Raw genomic sequence first — 13,091 nt, 5'->3', positions numbered from 1 at the left:
CCATTACGAAAACCACATGAAATACCATTACAAAATGGTTATGGTTAAATTTTTGGGATAACCCCGTGATTTCAATGTTAGTGCGTATAGAAGGCTATTGTAATAACAATGACTTATCTCATTATATCTTTTATCAAAAATATTTATCTCTTTTAGATCGTGTTAAAACAGAATTTCCTAATCTCTTGCCTTTATTAAGTAATATAAAACCGTGCTATTGGAATGATCCACATTTATTTAGTTATCAATACTGGGTTATGTCAAAAGAGGGGCGATTACCTCGTTGCCAGGAGACTGATTTCTTATATTCAAAAAAGAGAACAGCTCCATTTTGCCGAACAAAACAGCAATGGCGTTGGTTAAAAAAACAATCTTCACAATTTGTTAAAGTGTGGATATTTCATCACACCGAATTAGAGTATTTAATCCAACACGGGATTTCAGAGCCTATGCCTGTTTGTCTAAAAATTTGTATTTTGACAAAAGCGAATATTCTTGACCAGATAGATATAAGTAAGGAACATTTTTATCAAGCCCTTCGACTATTTATTCGTTATGCAATTTTTTATTGGAAAAATAATGGTTTTAAGGCACTCAGAGTATATCTCAAAGATATCTCAGATACGTTTTATGATATTGGTGATTATTTAGCGAGTGGTGTAGGACAACATCGTGGTTTACCGCCGACTTGGGAACAATTAATCAATCGTAGTTTACAGTGGCATCGTCAATTGTTAGAGGAACAACAAAGACGTCAAAACGAAGCACATCAACAACAGCTTGCAAAATCTTGGAATGGATATTTGTCGTTCTATAAAATTGAGAGCGTAGAATTTACAGCATTGACTACGGGACAAGCTTTATATGAGGAAGGACAACGAATGCAGCATTGTATTTTCACTTATACCGATGCTTGTGCTGATGGGGTTTACCTCGCTTTTTCAGTTAAATATCTAGAACAACTCAACACTAAAATGAAACCATATTATTCTACACTTGGGCTATTTTGGCACAAACAAAAAAAGAAATGGCAGATCGAACAACATAGAGGCGCTTGTAACCAGTCTGTTAGTGAATATTTAGAGCATATCAGCAAGCAATTCTGTGAAGTGTTAAATGATATTGAAAAATAATTGAGACGATTTTTAATGAGTAAAGTAATTTATCGTTATTTACGTTATGCGTATCTAAGAAGAAAATTGCGATGTTATATATTGCAAGAACAGAAAAAACGTTTTGATTTAATGATGAAAGGTGAGTTTGATGCGAAAGATAATCTTCCAGTTGCCTTTTTTATAAAATTCCAAGCGAAATACAAGTTAAAAATTGGCGAGATGGGGATTTTATTACGAGAGATCATCTGGCACACACCATTTTGGGGATATCAGAATGGGATTGTCGTCAATTGGATATACCCATCATTTGACTATTATTCAGATCTTGAAGTGCTTCGAGTAATGTTGCCTACCTCTGACGAAATATTACATCAACTTGAAGGAAAAGATGAGATGCTTTTCCCTATTTTAGTTGAACGATTTATTCAGCAACGTTTATATCTTTTTATTGATTCATAGAAAGTATTTATCTAACTTTGCTAAATAAAAAATTATTCCACTTCAAGATTATCTTCTCCATAGTAACACGAACGTTAATTGCTACTTTGGGGAAGAAAAATGAACAAAATAGACCTCTCTCTTTCAATCGCCGGTGTGCTTTGTCTTGCCTTAACCGGGTGTGTTCAAAATCCGAAAAAAGAGACAGTATCCAGCGTGGAAACTTATCCGTTGCCGACAGCAGGTTTTGTCTCTGAAAGCATTAAACCTTCACCGGTTATCACAGAACAAACCATAGTGCCGGATATTTATCAATATGCTGATGAGCCAGAGCCGGTAACCCAAATTGTGCGTCAAGGACGCTATACGCTGGTTAATACCTCGCCAGAAGAAGGGCAAAAATATTTGCTGGAGCAGATGGTCACAGTCAATATGACACCAAAGAAAAAGCGTGCAATGACGGCAACGGTTGAGCAAGGTTTAAAAACGACTTTATCAGGAACCGGCTTAAGTCTCTGTTACGGATCCGCATTTAATCAAACCGCATCACTATTTTCTTTGCCGCTGCCTAAAATCCATCATCAATTTGGCCCGATTAAGTTACGCGAAGCTTTACAAATGCTTGCGGGTCCCGCCTATTATGTGACGTTAAACGATATTACCCGCACAGTGTGTTTTAAAACGCGCGAAAACCCGGTTGAAATGGAGAAAAAACGTATTGAGATTATTTCAACCACAACACAGACCGAGGTGGTTGATGAATAAATTTATCAAGTTATCCCTTTTATCATGTTTAGTGGTAAGCAGTATGACGAGGGCGGATTCAACCCAAAGTAACCGGCTGCTTTCTGAGGTCACCGGTCGCACCTCGTCGGCTGAAAAAAGCCTTGATATTAAGCTACTTAACCAAACAGAATTAAGTCAAAAAGCGCAAGAATGGGGATTAACGACCGAAGAATGGCAACGTTACCTTGAATTGCAACAAGGTGAGCGGGGTGTTTGGTCACCGAATCTTGATCCGTTGACTGTATTAGGGATTGAAGCTAAAACGGAGGCCGAACGCACACGCTATGCGGAATTATTGGCGAAAAAAATGCATAATCGTGTTGAGCGGGAATTGGCATTTCAACGTGCTTACGATAAAGCATTCGCTAAGTTATACCCCAATGAATTACCTTTTGATGTTGAACCACATATTTCACAATCCGTTGGGCGAGTCATTTATTTTACCCGTTTAGATAATTGTTCGAGATGCGAATCTGATGTGAGTCGAATGTTGGCTCATGTTGATAATAAAACCCCAGTAGATGTGTATGTAGTAGGAGCAAATGGTAACGATAATGCCATTCGAGAATGGGCAAAAAAACATCAAATTAATCCAGAAAAAGTTAAATTGCGTTTAATTACACTCAATCACGATACGGGCTACTGGCTCCATTATGCCAACGGTAAAATACCGGCAGCATTCCAAATCCAAGAGGATGGACAATGGCAGTCTCTCGTCTATTAGTGAGTATTTTGCTACCTTTTCTTTGCTCTACAACAGCACAGGCATTTAATGGCTTTGGTAAAGATGTCGAACAGTATATTCAGGAAGCTGCAAAACGTTACCAGGTTAGTGAGGTGATGTTACGAGGATTAGTGAAAATGGAAGATGGCTGGTATGGTAAAGTCTCGCCAACAGGTCCTATCGGTGTCGGGCAATTTACCCGAGATACCTGGAACTGGCTGGCGCAAACCGAACGGGGTAAACAGTTAGGAATGCGCTTAATTACGCCGTCTATTCAAGGCACTCGGGGTGACCCTCGTTATCATAAACGAACTAATACATTCGCAACTGCGTTACTTGCTCGTTGGCATATTGAGCAATTTCAGCAACGCGGAATTTCTATAACTGATGAAAATTTATATATGGCACATAATATTGGGTTAGATGGGTTTCATCGTGCCATTTTAGGGCGTTCAACCGCTGAAGATATTCAAAATATGCGACGTAATGGGATGAAACGTGGAATGTCCGTGAAGCAATTTATTGCTTATCAAAAAGGACGGTATAACAGCCATAAATCGATTGCTAATTTTATGCCGGTTACCCAAAAGCAAACTGAAATGGTATGGGTTAAGCCACGATATGAACAAAAAGCAAAAATAGGAACAATGTCATCACATCAAAGTGCGGTCAATAACTCGTCTATTATTTGGATTGAGCCATCAGATGCTCAAATGACCTGGGTTAATCCAACAAAAATGTAGTAGGAATTAAGATGTTTAAAATACCGTTATTTTCTCATTTGAGAGGTCATATTTTTCCGTTTATACGTCAAGTTGTTCTTATGACAATAAATGCTTTTGTTGTCTCACTCGCCTTCTATGGTTTCTTTTGGTTATATCGTTTTTTACCGGTGAATTTTGAAACAACCTTATCAGAGCTCACTGTAATAAAACCTAATACGATTGAGTATCGCCGCTATTTTACTGACTTGTATAGCTTTTGTTTCTCTATGGGGACATTTTTTGTTCTCGCTGAAAAAGTGAAGCGTTTTGTCTGTTCTATTTTCTCTCAAAAAGAATATGAACAAGGTAGAGTTTATGGAGGAGGCGTGGTTATCCCTAGAAAAATGACCCCTCAGGATATTCAATATGTTGGCGCACACGAAGCCGGTCATCTTTTGGTTTATGCGGCATTAGGTCAACTGCCGCCTTCAATGAAAGTAGAAGTGAAAGAACAAACGGATGGAACAGGCTCCTTAGGCTATGTGTCAGCATTTGTACCTAAGCGGGTATCACAAAGTCGGTTATTTATTGAATGGGAAATGCTCAGCTTACTTGGCGGTCGTGAGGGCGAAAGTATTTTATTGCAGGATAATTCATTAGGCGCGATTTCTGATAATCGTGAATGGTTTAATTTTGCAGGTGCTTATTTAAAAAACTATTTTGAGGGCATTTTTTATATTGAGCCATTATCTCAGTTTGAGTTTGAGGCAAATGAGAAAAAGTTACTTGCCTTAAAAACAAAACAAACGCAGCTATTACAAGCATTTTTTCGGTTGAATTTACCTGTCTATAAGCAACTCACATCGATGCTGATTGATAAAAAGATTTTATATGGTCACGAGATTATTCAATTTTTTCAGCAAGCTCATATCACTTTTCCGGAAGATTTTCCTTTTCCATTTGGTCGTTTTGAAAAATTTAGTGATGAATGGCATCAGAGCGAAGAGTATTGCGAAGTAAATGATAAAGTGGATAGATGATGAGGACAAAAACAATGAAGAAATTACATCATTTTTTATGGGTCGGATTACTGCTTTCTACGTCTTCATCCGCAGAATTAGCGGTGATTGCCGATTTAGGTGGGGAAAGTGCGGTCAGATTTTATGAAGGTATTCAGCCGGAACTTGATGAAAATGCACCTATTTACCCTAATGCGATACCGGAATCGGTAACGGAAGTGGATATGCTTCCGGTCGTGTCTCACAAATTGACACCGGGCTATGTAAAACCAATTGACTTGGAGTTGACCGGGATGTCACCAATTTTCCTTATTGGCGCAGATGAATTATCCCGTCAATGGTTGTCTCAGCATTATGATAATTTACTGTCTCAACAAGCGGTCGGTTTAGTGGTTAATGTGACCACCCTAGATGAGTTGAACCAATTACGTCGTTTGGCACCGAATTTGACATTATTACCCTCACCGGCAGATGATTTAAGCGATCGCTTAAAACTCTCTCATTATCCAGCATTGATTACGGAAACCGGAGTATCGCAGTAATGGCAAGTAAATATTTGTTAGAGGGGTTATTGCGTCCGCCGGTTGAATTTTATCCGGCAGCAGCCCACGCTGCCTGTGCTTATGTATGCAGTGTGGCGCCTTGGTCTTTGGCATTGCATCCAGCGATTGGTTATGGGTTGGCTGCCGGATTTGGTGGAATAAGCTATCTGCGTTTTCGCCAAGGTTGGCGTATTGTACGCTATCATCGTAATTTAAAACGCCTGCCTCATTATGCTTTAACCAGCCGTCAAATTCCGGTAAATAAAAAATTCTTATTTTTAGGTCGGGGATTTGAATGGCAACCGGAGCACACCCAGCGGCTCTATGACTGTTTTTCCGCCGATGGCAAAAAATACTTACGTCCCTCTAAGCTATTTAATATGGCAAGAGAGTATGAAAAACATCACGAAAACTTAATTACTAAGCTAACAACGTCAGACTCACGATTTAATCCTGTAAGGCCCTTACCGCCGGTTGAGGGCATTCCGGCAATTCACGGCATTGAACTAGATGAAATCGATGTGATGCAACCCCTTAATTCAAGAGGTGGGCATACGGCTGTTTTCGGTACCACAGGTGTAGGTAAAACCCGTTTTGCTGAAGTGCTAGTGACACAAGATATTCATCGAGGCAAAACGCAAGCCGATCGCGAAGTTGTGGTGTTTTTTGATCCGAAAGGCGACCCGGATATGTTAAAAAGGATGTATGCGGAAGCAAAACGAGCTGGGCGGGATAAAGAATTTTATATGTTCCATTTGGGCTATCCGGAAAAATCGGCACGCTACAACCCGATAGGACGTTTCGGTCGGGTCTCCGAAGTTGCGGGGCGGATTTCCGGGCAATTAAGCGGTGCAGGTAACTCTGCTGCATTCAAGGAATTTGCCTGGCGTTTCACCAATGTGGTAGCAAGAGCATTGGTTGAAATGGGGGAGAGACCAAATTATTCGCAAATATCACGTTATGTGCAAAATATTGATGGCCTCTTTTTGAGTTATGCTGAGAACTATTTCGATGCGATTGATCCGGTAATTTGGCCCGGGCTACTCAATATTTCAGCTAATGTTGATGTTAAAAATTTATCCTTCGGAATGAAAGAGCGTCCTTTGATTTGGGTCATTAATCAGTATATTTTAGAAAACAAGATTTTTGATCCAGTGCTTGAGGGGTTAGCAACGGCGGTACGTTATGATAAAACCTATTTTGATAAAATTGTAGCGTCATTGCTACCGTTATTAGAAAAACTCACCACAGGAAAAATCGAAGAATTATTATCACCGGATTATGATGATGTAAACGATGAACGTCCGATTTTTGATTGGGAAGAAGTGATTCGTAAACGGGGTATAGTCTATGTGGGGTTAGATGCCCTATCGGATGCCACCGTTGCGGCGGCGGTCGGGAACAGTATGTTTGCCGATCTGGTATCAATGGCCGGACATATCTATAAACACGGTGTGGATGAAGGGTTGCCGGAGGCATTTAAAGGTCAGTCGAAGCCGGTTAAAATCAATTTGCATTGTGATGAATTTAACGAGCTAATGGGCGATGAATTTATTCCGTTGATTAACAAAGGGCGAGGCGCCGGAATGCAAGTCACTGCCTATACTCAAACCATTGCCGATATTGAAGCCCGTCTTGGCAACCGAGCTAAGGCGGAGCAGACCATCGGTAACTTTAATACGCTGATAATGTTTCGGGTAAAATCACCGGCGACGGCGAAACTATTAACTGATCAGTTGCATAAAGTGACGATTTTACAAAGTATGGTGACTTCAAGCTTTACCGATTCAAGTAATCCGGATGATGATAAAGCTTTTACCTCAAATACCGGGGAACGCATCTCCCAAAAAGAAGTGCCTTTGCTCGATGTGGCGAATATCACCAATTTGCCAAAAGGACAAGCATTTATCTTGATGAACGGGAGTACCTTATATAAGGTGAGAATGCCGTTACCGGCTATTGATGATGAAGATTTGATACCGCCGTCAATGCAAGCGTTACTGGATGATATGCAAAAAAATTATCACGTTACGGTAAATTGGTGGGAGCCTGCATTTAAAGACTATACGCCGTCAAAGGATATTGTCGATTCATTTGAAAATATGGTGACTGATGAAAAAATGGCAAAAGCCGATTTAGATTGGGGGAGTGATATTGATCTGCCTGAAGATGATGAAGCTGAGCCGATAAGTCAAGCCGATACGGATGAACAGGATATGGAGGAAGAATGAGTTTTGAACAAGAAACTAACTTATTGGATTTACCTAATCAATATATTGACTTTACGGCGAATTTTGCCGTCTCTTGCGCATTGCCGAATTCAAAAGAGCTGCTCTTTTATTTTGAGCCTTATCTTAATTGTTGGGTAGAAAGTAATGATTCCGTACATCAATTTGCAACCAAATATGCCGATGAGGGGATTTCTCTCTGGACGGCGAGTGATGTGCCGATAACAGAAGAGGATACTCAGCATCAACGTGCTTATTTTTACTTGGTCTCAAATAAAAATGAACAAGGTTATGTCTTGATTCATTGTCGTGTGAGCCATAAGGAATTTTTACAATAATGACCGAACAGACGAATAAAAAAGTCAAGAAAAAAGGGCCGCTTTACACATTATCGGCCTTGTCGGCCGTGCTTGCTGCGCTGTTTATTTCTCTATTGCTGAGTATTTTCTTTGAATGGCTAGGAATTGCGTTTTTCTGGTCAGAACAAGGGCATTTGCATAGTCAGGAAATGATGGTTCAAGAGTTGGGTTGGATTTCGGAAAGCGCGACGCGTAGCTTATTTGGCTATGCGCCGGGTGAGCTCGCTAATGCTGTAACATTGACCGTCCACGATTGGTTATTTGTGAAAACCGGTTTTCAACATTGGTTGCAGTCACCAATGCATCAGAGTAGTTGGGAGCAGATTATTTATCATTATGGTAGAGCTTATTTAGAGTCCATCATTTATGTCTCTATTACCTTTGTGATTCGGCTCATTGTCATTATACTGACCAGTCCATTGTTCTTATTAGCGGCATTTGCTGGCTTTACTGAAGGTTTAATGCGGCGCGATTTACGGAAATTTGGTTCGGGGAGAGAATCCAGTTTCCTTTATCATCACGCACGGCGTTATATTAAGCCTGTGATGATCGGATCTTGGATTTTGTATTTATCTATTCCCTTTTCGGTTTATCCGAACCTTATCTTGCTCCCGGCTGCTTTTTTATTTGGGCTGTCGATTTGTGTGACAACGGCAAGTTTCAAAAAATATCTGTAATATCAAAAGATTCCAAGTATATGACTTGGAGTCTTTTATCTTTCTAAAAACTCTCTCATTTCTGAATAGAATTTCCCGTTAAATTCCCGTTGTGTTTTTGGCAACCTTTACCCGAATCAATTTTAAATCGAGGAGATGCTAATGAACACGTTAGGAAAAGCGGTTTTAGTTGCCGTATCAATGGTTGTGCTGAATGTACAGGCCACTGAAAAAGAGCAGCTGGCGCAAGCCATTAAGCAGTTAGAAGCCGCACAACTATCGCTTAAACGTGCGGCGACAGAAGCTAAAACGTCAGCGAAAAACCGTGAGTATTTTGATTATCGTGCGGTAACGCAAGATATTAACGCCATAAAAAGCGGTATTCATCAATATATTAATCCTTCCCGTGCCATTCCCCGTGATCCAAATGCCTTCCGAACCTTGAAAGAGGACTATACCAAGTTAAGAACTCAGGGAGGTTCTAGTGGCAAATGATTATACGCCGATAAGTGCGTTTGAGACGGCAAGTGGTTTAAGTGCCATTGAATTACGCACATTTTTTGCTATTTGCCTCATTGCCGGCCTTTTTTTGGCATATGTGTGGGCAGTTCGAAAAGGCTTTAGCGGGTTTCAAACGGATGGGAACATCTTTGGCTATTTGATATTGATTCTGAAAGGGGCGGCGGTTGTTATCGTTGTCATTATGTTTTTCGTTTATTAGGGGAATCTATGAATTCTTTACGTTCACTTTCTTTTCAAATCAAACGGGGCTGGCAATGGGGGGCACAAGGTTATCTTGCCTTCATGTTGTTATGCTTTGGTGCCGTTCAAAATGCCTTTGCGGCAGGTCCCGATGCTTCCAAGATTCCGGATTTTCAGATTCCGGGAGTAGATAGTAACACAAAAGATCCGATGGAAATTCTTTGGATTGTGGCCAAGGGCTTTGTGACACTAGTTGCTGTATTACTTGCTGCTGCCGCAATAATTGTTGTTGTAAAAGCACTCGTCAGTATTTATAACGAGGTCACTTCTGAAAATGGTAAGAAAGGCTGGGGACACTTTATTGTTGCTTTAATTGTTGGTTTTATTGTGATTTTCTTCTGCTTGTGGTTAGTCAAACTTGCAGTAGGACTCTTCTAGTCAATGTACCTTGGAGGCCAATATGTCAGAACAAGATAAAACCATTCCTTTTCTTCCTACTCGTCTTAATCGTGAAGCCACAGTTTTTGGTGGTATGACTGTAAGTGAGTTCGGTATATCAGCTGGATTAGGATTTGTATTTGGTCTGGTTATTGGTCTCATATTTTGGGTATTAACCGATTTCTGGCTACTCATACCTGCAATGGCAATGTTGCTCTGTATCGTAACTATTTTAATTGGTAAAGGTATTGTGGCAGCCATTAAGAGGGGCAAACCCGAAGCCTACTTAAACCGCCTTATTGAAGAACGTATTGATTCGCTTTTAGGCGGCAATAAATTTATTCGGCGTGAGGGCTTTTGGGCGACACGCCGTTCTTCAAAAGGACTATTTTAAATGAGTAGATTAAAAAATGCACTCAAACATAAAGATCGCCAGCTAACTGTCGCAAAAATTTCGATTATTTGCATTACAACCCTTTGCTTTGGTCTGCTTTTTGTCATTTATACCTTTCCAAGTACATTAAAAATTTTGTTACCGCCGGATTTAAGAGCCGGTAGTCAACGCCCTTGGTGGGAAGTACCGACTTCGACGGTTTATGCCTTTGCTTACCAAACCTTTCAGCAGCTGAATCGTTGGACCTTAGATGGCACGCACGATTATGAAAAAAATATTACAGCACTGAAACCCTTTTTAACCCCCTCTTGCGAAGCCTTTTTGCTAAAAGATTATGAAGATCGTCAACGTCATAGTGAATTGCGTGATCGTGTGCGGGGTGTTTATGAAATACCAGGACGAGGTTTTAGTGAGGAGCGGGTAATTATCCATAATCAAGATAGTTGGACGGTCAATTTAGATTTGAGCGTGGATGAATATTATAAAGACGAACCGGTGAAACGAGTATTGACTCGTTTTCCAATCAATATTGTACGGATGGATGTGGATTCACAACGTAATCCGTGGGGACTCGGGTTTAACTGTTATACCTCGATTCCATTACGTTTAGAGAGTAAGGAAGAGGAGAAAAAATAGATGAAACATAAAATAGCCAGAAATTTGACCGCACTTTTACTTGGCAGCTATGCCTTGACCGCACACGCTGATGTTTTAATGAAGTGGCAAAGAATGCCATTACCGATAGATTTACAAGTAGAAAAAGAGCGTGTCATTTTAGTCGATAGAAATGTCAAAATCGGTTACCCAAGAACCCTTGACGGCAAGCTACGTCTGCAATCAACCGGCGGGGCGGTTTATATCAAAGCCTTGGAAGCTTTTCCAACAACACGCTTGCAACTTAAAGATATGGAAACCCACGAAATCATTTTACTTGATGTGGCTGCAAAAGAAAAAGTCTCCAATCCGGAAGAAACCATTCGATTAGTTTACGAAGGTAAACTTGAAAATCAGTCCGGCAGTTTTAACCAAGATGATATAGCAGACGAGCAACCTGACAATCCGACACCGCAACTACCTATTCCAGCAGCACTGACTCGTTATGCTGCACAAATGCTCTATGCTCCTTTGCGTACTGTTGAGCCACTACCCGGTGTTCGTCAAGTCGCCCATCGACTCCCAGCAAAAATTACTACCTTATTGCCGGCATTGCCGATCAATGCGACGCCTCTAATGAGTTGGCAGTTGGATGATTATATTGTGACAGCTATTCGTTTGCAAAATCGCGGCTCACAACGACTAGAACTGGACCCAAGAGAGTTACAAGGGCGTTTTTATGCTGCGACATTCCAACACAATTGGTTAGGAGGAACAGGGGCAACGGAGGATACTACGACCGTTTATTTAGTCACGGAAGGTTATCCGAATAAAGCCCTGATTCCGGAAACAAAACCCTATGCTGCACCGAAAAAACTGAAGAAAACGACCAAAATTGTAGTGAAAAAAGTTATTGAAGGTACTGTACCTATGTCATCACCAAAAGGGGGCGTAAATGAAAGCCAATAAAATGTTTATTGTCATTGGATTGATTATTACCCTGATGGTCGGGGGGGCATCTTATCTCTTATTTGCGGATTTTTCCTCATCAGCTAAATCTCAAAAAAACAGTGTACTAGATACCGCACTCAAAGATTTAACTCCAGAAGAAATTCGTCAATTGGGGCTGGAAGGTGATACCAAAAATGATACGGTGCGTACGTTAATTGGAGCAGCGAAAGAAGGTAACCGCCGTTACGAGAGAGTGATTTCTCAGAATGAAAAAATCATTCGGGAAAACGAAGATCTTCGCAAACGTGAGCAAAATGTGCAGCAACAAGTCGATGATGCCGTTCAAGCTAAAACCCAAGAACTACAAGATATGGTCGCAATGCTAAAAAGCGAGATTGCTCATTTAGCACAGGGGCAACCGCAAGTCGTTCAGGTGACACCTTCACCGGAAGAAAAACAGCCAAATGGCATTGGTCTCGGGCAGGCGGAGCCGTTACCTATTGGGGGGATGACCCCGAAGGGGGCTTCAGTTTCTCTTGATGAAAATGCAGTAGAGTGGATAAGCCCCGATGACCAAATTCTGGATGAACGTAATCCGACTAAAATTGGTTTTCCGAGTAATAATACATCAAGCGGTTACACCTCTGGAAAAAAAGGATTACCGTTTGTTCAAGGCAGTGATGAAGATATAACGAATTCAAGTTCGACGCTATCCCGCTCATCTGGAACTAAAAATAAAACGCCTACCTATACCGTTCCTGAAAATTCAACATTAATGGGTTCAACCTCAATGACTGCGCTTATAGGTCGTGTTCCAGTTGGTAATTCGGTCAATGATCCTTATCCATTTAAAGTGATTATCGGGCGCGATAATTTAATCGCAAATGGAGTTGAATTACCCGATATTGAAGAGGCAATTGTCTCGGGTACGGCGACCGGCGATTGGACGTTATCTTGCGTACGAGGAGATATCAAAAGTATGACTTTTGTATTTCGTGATGGGCGTATTGTCACGAGTGGCAAAGGGACAGATAAAATCGGTTGGCTTTCTGATCCGCACGGTATCCCTTGTGTACCGGGAGAGAGAAAAACCAATGCACCGGAATATTTAGGTACGCATTTCTTGTTAGCTGCGGCGGGTGCGGCTGCACAAGGCTATTCTCAAGCACAAACAACTACAGTAGTGGATGGTAATGCAGTTGTAGGGGCGGTTACCGGGCAACAAGGTAAATATGTGGTTGGTCAGGCACTCGGTCAGGGAATTCAAGAAACAGCAAACTGGTTTAAAGAGCGCTATGGGCAAAATTTTGATGCTGTTTATGTGCCACCGGGTCATCCCGTTGCCATCCATATTGATAAAGCAATTGAAATTGATTACGACCGCATGGGTCGAAAAGTGAAATACAGTCAATTGTCCCGTTCATCTCAGCTTGATTAAGGA

General features: G+C 41.0%; 17 protein-coding genes. All 17 read left to right on the top strand.

Going from position 1 to position 13,091, the window contains the following annotated elements; all coding sequences use genetic code 11:
• Positions 1–74 precede the first annotated feature (74 nt).
• The 17 genes from BKK47_RS09930 to BKK47_RS09850 all read left to right on the top strand — a co-directional run bounded on the left by BKK47_RS09930 (position 75) and on the right by BKK47_RS09850 (position 13,088).
• Positions 75–1,133, top strand: a complete 1,059-nt coding sequence (locus BKK47_RS09930) for a PcfJ domain-containing protein (RefSeq protein ID WP_158074767.1) — start codon at positions 75–77, stop codon at positions 1,131–1,133.
• 15 nt (positions 1,134–1,148) lie between these two features.
• The gene (locus BKK47_RS09925; RefSeq protein WP_077494689.1) at positions 1,149–1,574 is read left to right on the top strand and encodes a hypothetical protein; all 426 of its coding nucleotides are present in this window, start codon (positions 1,149–1,151) and stop codon (positions 1,572–1,574) included.
• A gap of 99 nt (positions 1,575–1,673) precedes the next feature.
• Entirely contained in the window at positions 1,674–2,318 is a 645-nt protein-coding gene (pilL2, locus tag BKK47_RS09920; RefSeq protein ID WP_077494688.1) for a PFGI-1 class ICE element type IV pilus protein PilL2, read from the top strand.
• Complete coding sequence (locus BKK47_RS09915) at positions 2,311–3,063, top strand: TIGR03759 family integrating conjugative element protein (RefSeq protein ID WP_077494687.1); 753 nt, start codon at positions 2,311–2,313, stop codon at positions 3,061–3,063. The genes pilL2 and BKK47_RS09915 overlap by 8 nt, the downstream gene beginning before the upstream one ends.
• Positions 3,042–3,806: a lysozyme family protein gene (locus BKK47_RS09910; protein ID WP_077494686.1), complete on the top strand. Its 765-nt coding sequence runs from the start codon at positions 3,042–3,044 to the stop codon at positions 3,804–3,806. The genes BKK47_RS09915 and BKK47_RS09910 overlap by 22 nt, the downstream gene beginning before the upstream one ends.
• 80 nt (positions 3,807–3,886) lie before the next feature.
• Positions 3,887–4,807, top strand: a complete 921-nt coding sequence (locus BKK47_RS09905) for a hypothetical protein (protein ID WP_158074766.1) — start codon at positions 3,887–3,889, stop codon at positions 4,805–4,807.
• A 14-nt stretch (positions 4,808–4,821) separates the two neighbouring features.
• Positions 4,822–5,328: an integrating conjugative element protein gene (locus BKK47_RS09900; protein ID WP_077494684.1), complete on the top strand. Its 507-nt coding sequence runs from the start codon at positions 4,822–4,824 to the stop codon at positions 5,326–5,328.
• Positions 5,328–7,559, top strand: coding sequence for a type IV conjugative transfer system coupling protein TraD (gene traD / locus BKK47_RS09895; protein WP_077494683.1), 2,232 nt, complete (start codon positions 5,328–5,330; stop codon positions 7,557–7,559). Before BKK47_RS09900 ends, traD begins: the two co-directional genes overlap by 1 nt.
• On the top strand, positions 7,556–7,894 hold the full coding sequence (locus tag BKK47_RS09890) for a hypothetical protein (protein ID WP_077494682.1): 339 nt from the start codon (positions 7,556–7,558) through the stop codon (positions 7,892–7,894). The genes traD and BKK47_RS09890 overlap by 4 nt, the downstream gene beginning before the upstream one ends.
• Positions 7,894–8,592 carry a TIGR03747 family integrating conjugative element membrane protein gene (locus tag BKK47_RS09885; protein ID WP_077494681.1) on the top strand — a complete coding sequence of 233 codons (699 nt, stop codon included), beginning with the start codon at positions 7,894–7,896 and terminating at the stop codon, positions 8,590–8,592. Before BKK47_RS09890 ends, BKK47_RS09885 begins: the two co-directional genes overlap by 1 nt.
• A gap of 141 nt (positions 8,593–8,733) precedes the next feature.
• Positions 8,734–9,066 carry an integrative conjugative element protein, RAQPRD family gene (locus BKK47_RS09880; RefSeq protein ID WP_231902299.1) on the top strand — a complete coding sequence of 111 codons (333 nt, stop codon included), beginning with the start codon at positions 8,734–8,736 and terminating at the stop codon, positions 9,064–9,066.
• On the top strand, positions 9,056–9,292 hold the full coding sequence (locus BKK47_RS09875; protein ID WP_077494679.1) for a DUF3262 family protein: 237 nt from the start codon (positions 9,056–9,058) through the stop codon (positions 9,290–9,292). The genes BKK47_RS09880 and BKK47_RS09875 overlap by 11 nt, the downstream gene beginning before the upstream one ends.
• 83 nt (positions 9,293–9,375) lie before the next feature.
• Positions 9,376–9,711, top strand: a complete 336-nt coding sequence (locus BKK47_RS09870; RefSeq protein WP_244149133.1) for a DUF2976 domain-containing protein — start codon at positions 9,376–9,378, stop codon at positions 9,709–9,711.
• 22 nt (positions 9,712–9,733) lie between these two features.
• A complete protein-coding gene (locus BKK47_RS09865) occupies positions 9,734–10,105 on the top strand; it encodes a TIGR03750 family conjugal transfer protein (RefSeq protein ID WP_077494677.1) in 372 nt (123 codons plus the stop codon).
• Complete coding sequence (locus BKK47_RS09860; RefSeq protein ID WP_077494676.1) at positions 10,106–10,741, top strand: PFL_4703 family integrating conjugative element protein; 636 nt, start codon at positions 10,106–10,108, stop codon at positions 10,739–10,741.
• Positions 10,742–11,668: a TIGR03749 family integrating conjugative element protein gene (locus BKK47_RS09855; protein ID WP_077494675.1), complete on the top strand. Its 927-nt coding sequence runs from the start codon at positions 10,742–10,744 to the stop codon at positions 11,666–11,668.
• Positions 11,655–13,088, top strand: coding sequence for a TIGR03752 family integrating conjugative element protein (locus BKK47_RS09850; protein WP_077494674.1), 1,434 nt, complete (start codon positions 11,655–11,657; stop codon positions 13,086–13,088). The genes BKK47_RS09855 and BKK47_RS09850 overlap by 14 nt, the downstream gene beginning before the upstream one ends.
• Positions 13,089–13,091 lie beyond the last annotated feature (3 nt).

It is taken from the genome of Rodentibacter mrazii (assembly GCF_001998825.1).
Classification (GTDB): domain Bacteria; phylum Pseudomonadota; class Gammaproteobacteria; order Enterobacterales; family Pasteurellaceae; genus Rodentibacter; species Rodentibacter mrazii.
The sequence above is the reverse complement of the archived record's forward strand: the minus strand, read 5'-3'. Positions and strand labels throughout refer to the sequence as shown.

Excerpts from the sequence above, each read along its gene's own strand:
- BKK47_RS09890 (WP_077494682.1), top strand. The coding sequence starts at position 7,556 with ATGAGTTTTGAACAAGAAACTAACTTATTGGATTTACCTAATCAATAT.
- BKK47_RS09880 (WP_231902299.1), top strand. The coding sequence starts at position 8,734 with ATGAACACGTTAGGAAAAGCGGTTTTAGTTGCCGTATCAATGGTTGTG.
- BKK47_RS09870 (WP_244149133.1), top strand. The coding sequence starts at position 9,376 with ATGTTGTTATGCTTTGGTGCCGTTCAAAATGCCTTTGCGGCAGGTCCC.
- BKK47_RS09885 (WP_077494681.1), top strand. The coding sequence starts at position 7,894 with ATGACCGAACAGACGAATAAAAAAGTCAAGAAAAAAGGGCCGCTTTAC.
- traD (WP_077494683.1), top strand. The coding sequence starts at position 5,328 with ATGGCAAGTAAATATTTGTTAGAGGGGTTATTGCGTCCGCCGGTTGAA.
- BKK47_RS09855 (WP_077494675.1), top strand. The coding sequence starts at position 10,742 with ATGAAACATAAAATAGCCAGAAATTTGACCGCACTTTTACTTGGCAGC.
- BKK47_RS09915 (WP_077494687.1), top strand. The coding sequence starts at position 2,311 with ATGAATAAATTTATCAAGTTATCCCTTTTATCATGTTTAGTGGTAAGC.
- BKK47_RS09850 (WP_077494674.1), top strand. The coding sequence starts at position 11,655 with ATGAAAGCCAATAAAATGTTTATTGTCATTGGATTGATTATTACCCTG.
- BKK47_RS09865 (WP_077494677.1), top strand. The coding sequence starts at position 9,734 with ATGTCAGAACAAGATAAAACCATTCCTTTTCTTCCTACTCGTCTTAAT.
- BKK47_RS09925 (WP_077494689.1), top strand. The coding sequence starts at position 1,149 with ATGAGTAAAGTAATTTATCGTTATTTACGTTATGCGTATCTAAGAAGA.
- BKK47_RS09910 (WP_077494686.1), top strand. The coding sequence starts at position 3,042 with ATGGCAGTCTCTCGTCTATTAGTGAGTATTTTGCTACCTTTTCTTTGC.
- BKK47_RS09860 (WP_077494676.1), top strand. The coding sequence starts at position 10,106 with ATGAGTAGATTAAAAAATGCACTCAAACATAAAGATCGCCAGCTAACT.
- BKK47_RS09905 (WP_158074766.1), top strand. The coding sequence starts at position 3,887 with ATGACAATAAATGCTTTTGTTGTCTCACTCGCCTTCTATGGTTTCTTT.
- BKK47_RS09900 (WP_077494684.1), top strand. The coding sequence starts at position 4,822 with ATGAAGAAATTACATCATTTTTTATGGGTCGGATTACTGCTTTCTACG.
- BKK47_RS09930 (WP_158074767.1), top strand. The coding sequence starts at position 75 with ATGTTAGTGCGTATAGAAGGCTATTGTAATAACAATGACTTATCTCAT.
- pilL2 (WP_077494688.1), top strand. The coding sequence starts at position 1,674 with ATGAACAAAATAGACCTCTCTCTTTCAATCGCCGGTGTGCTTTGTCTT.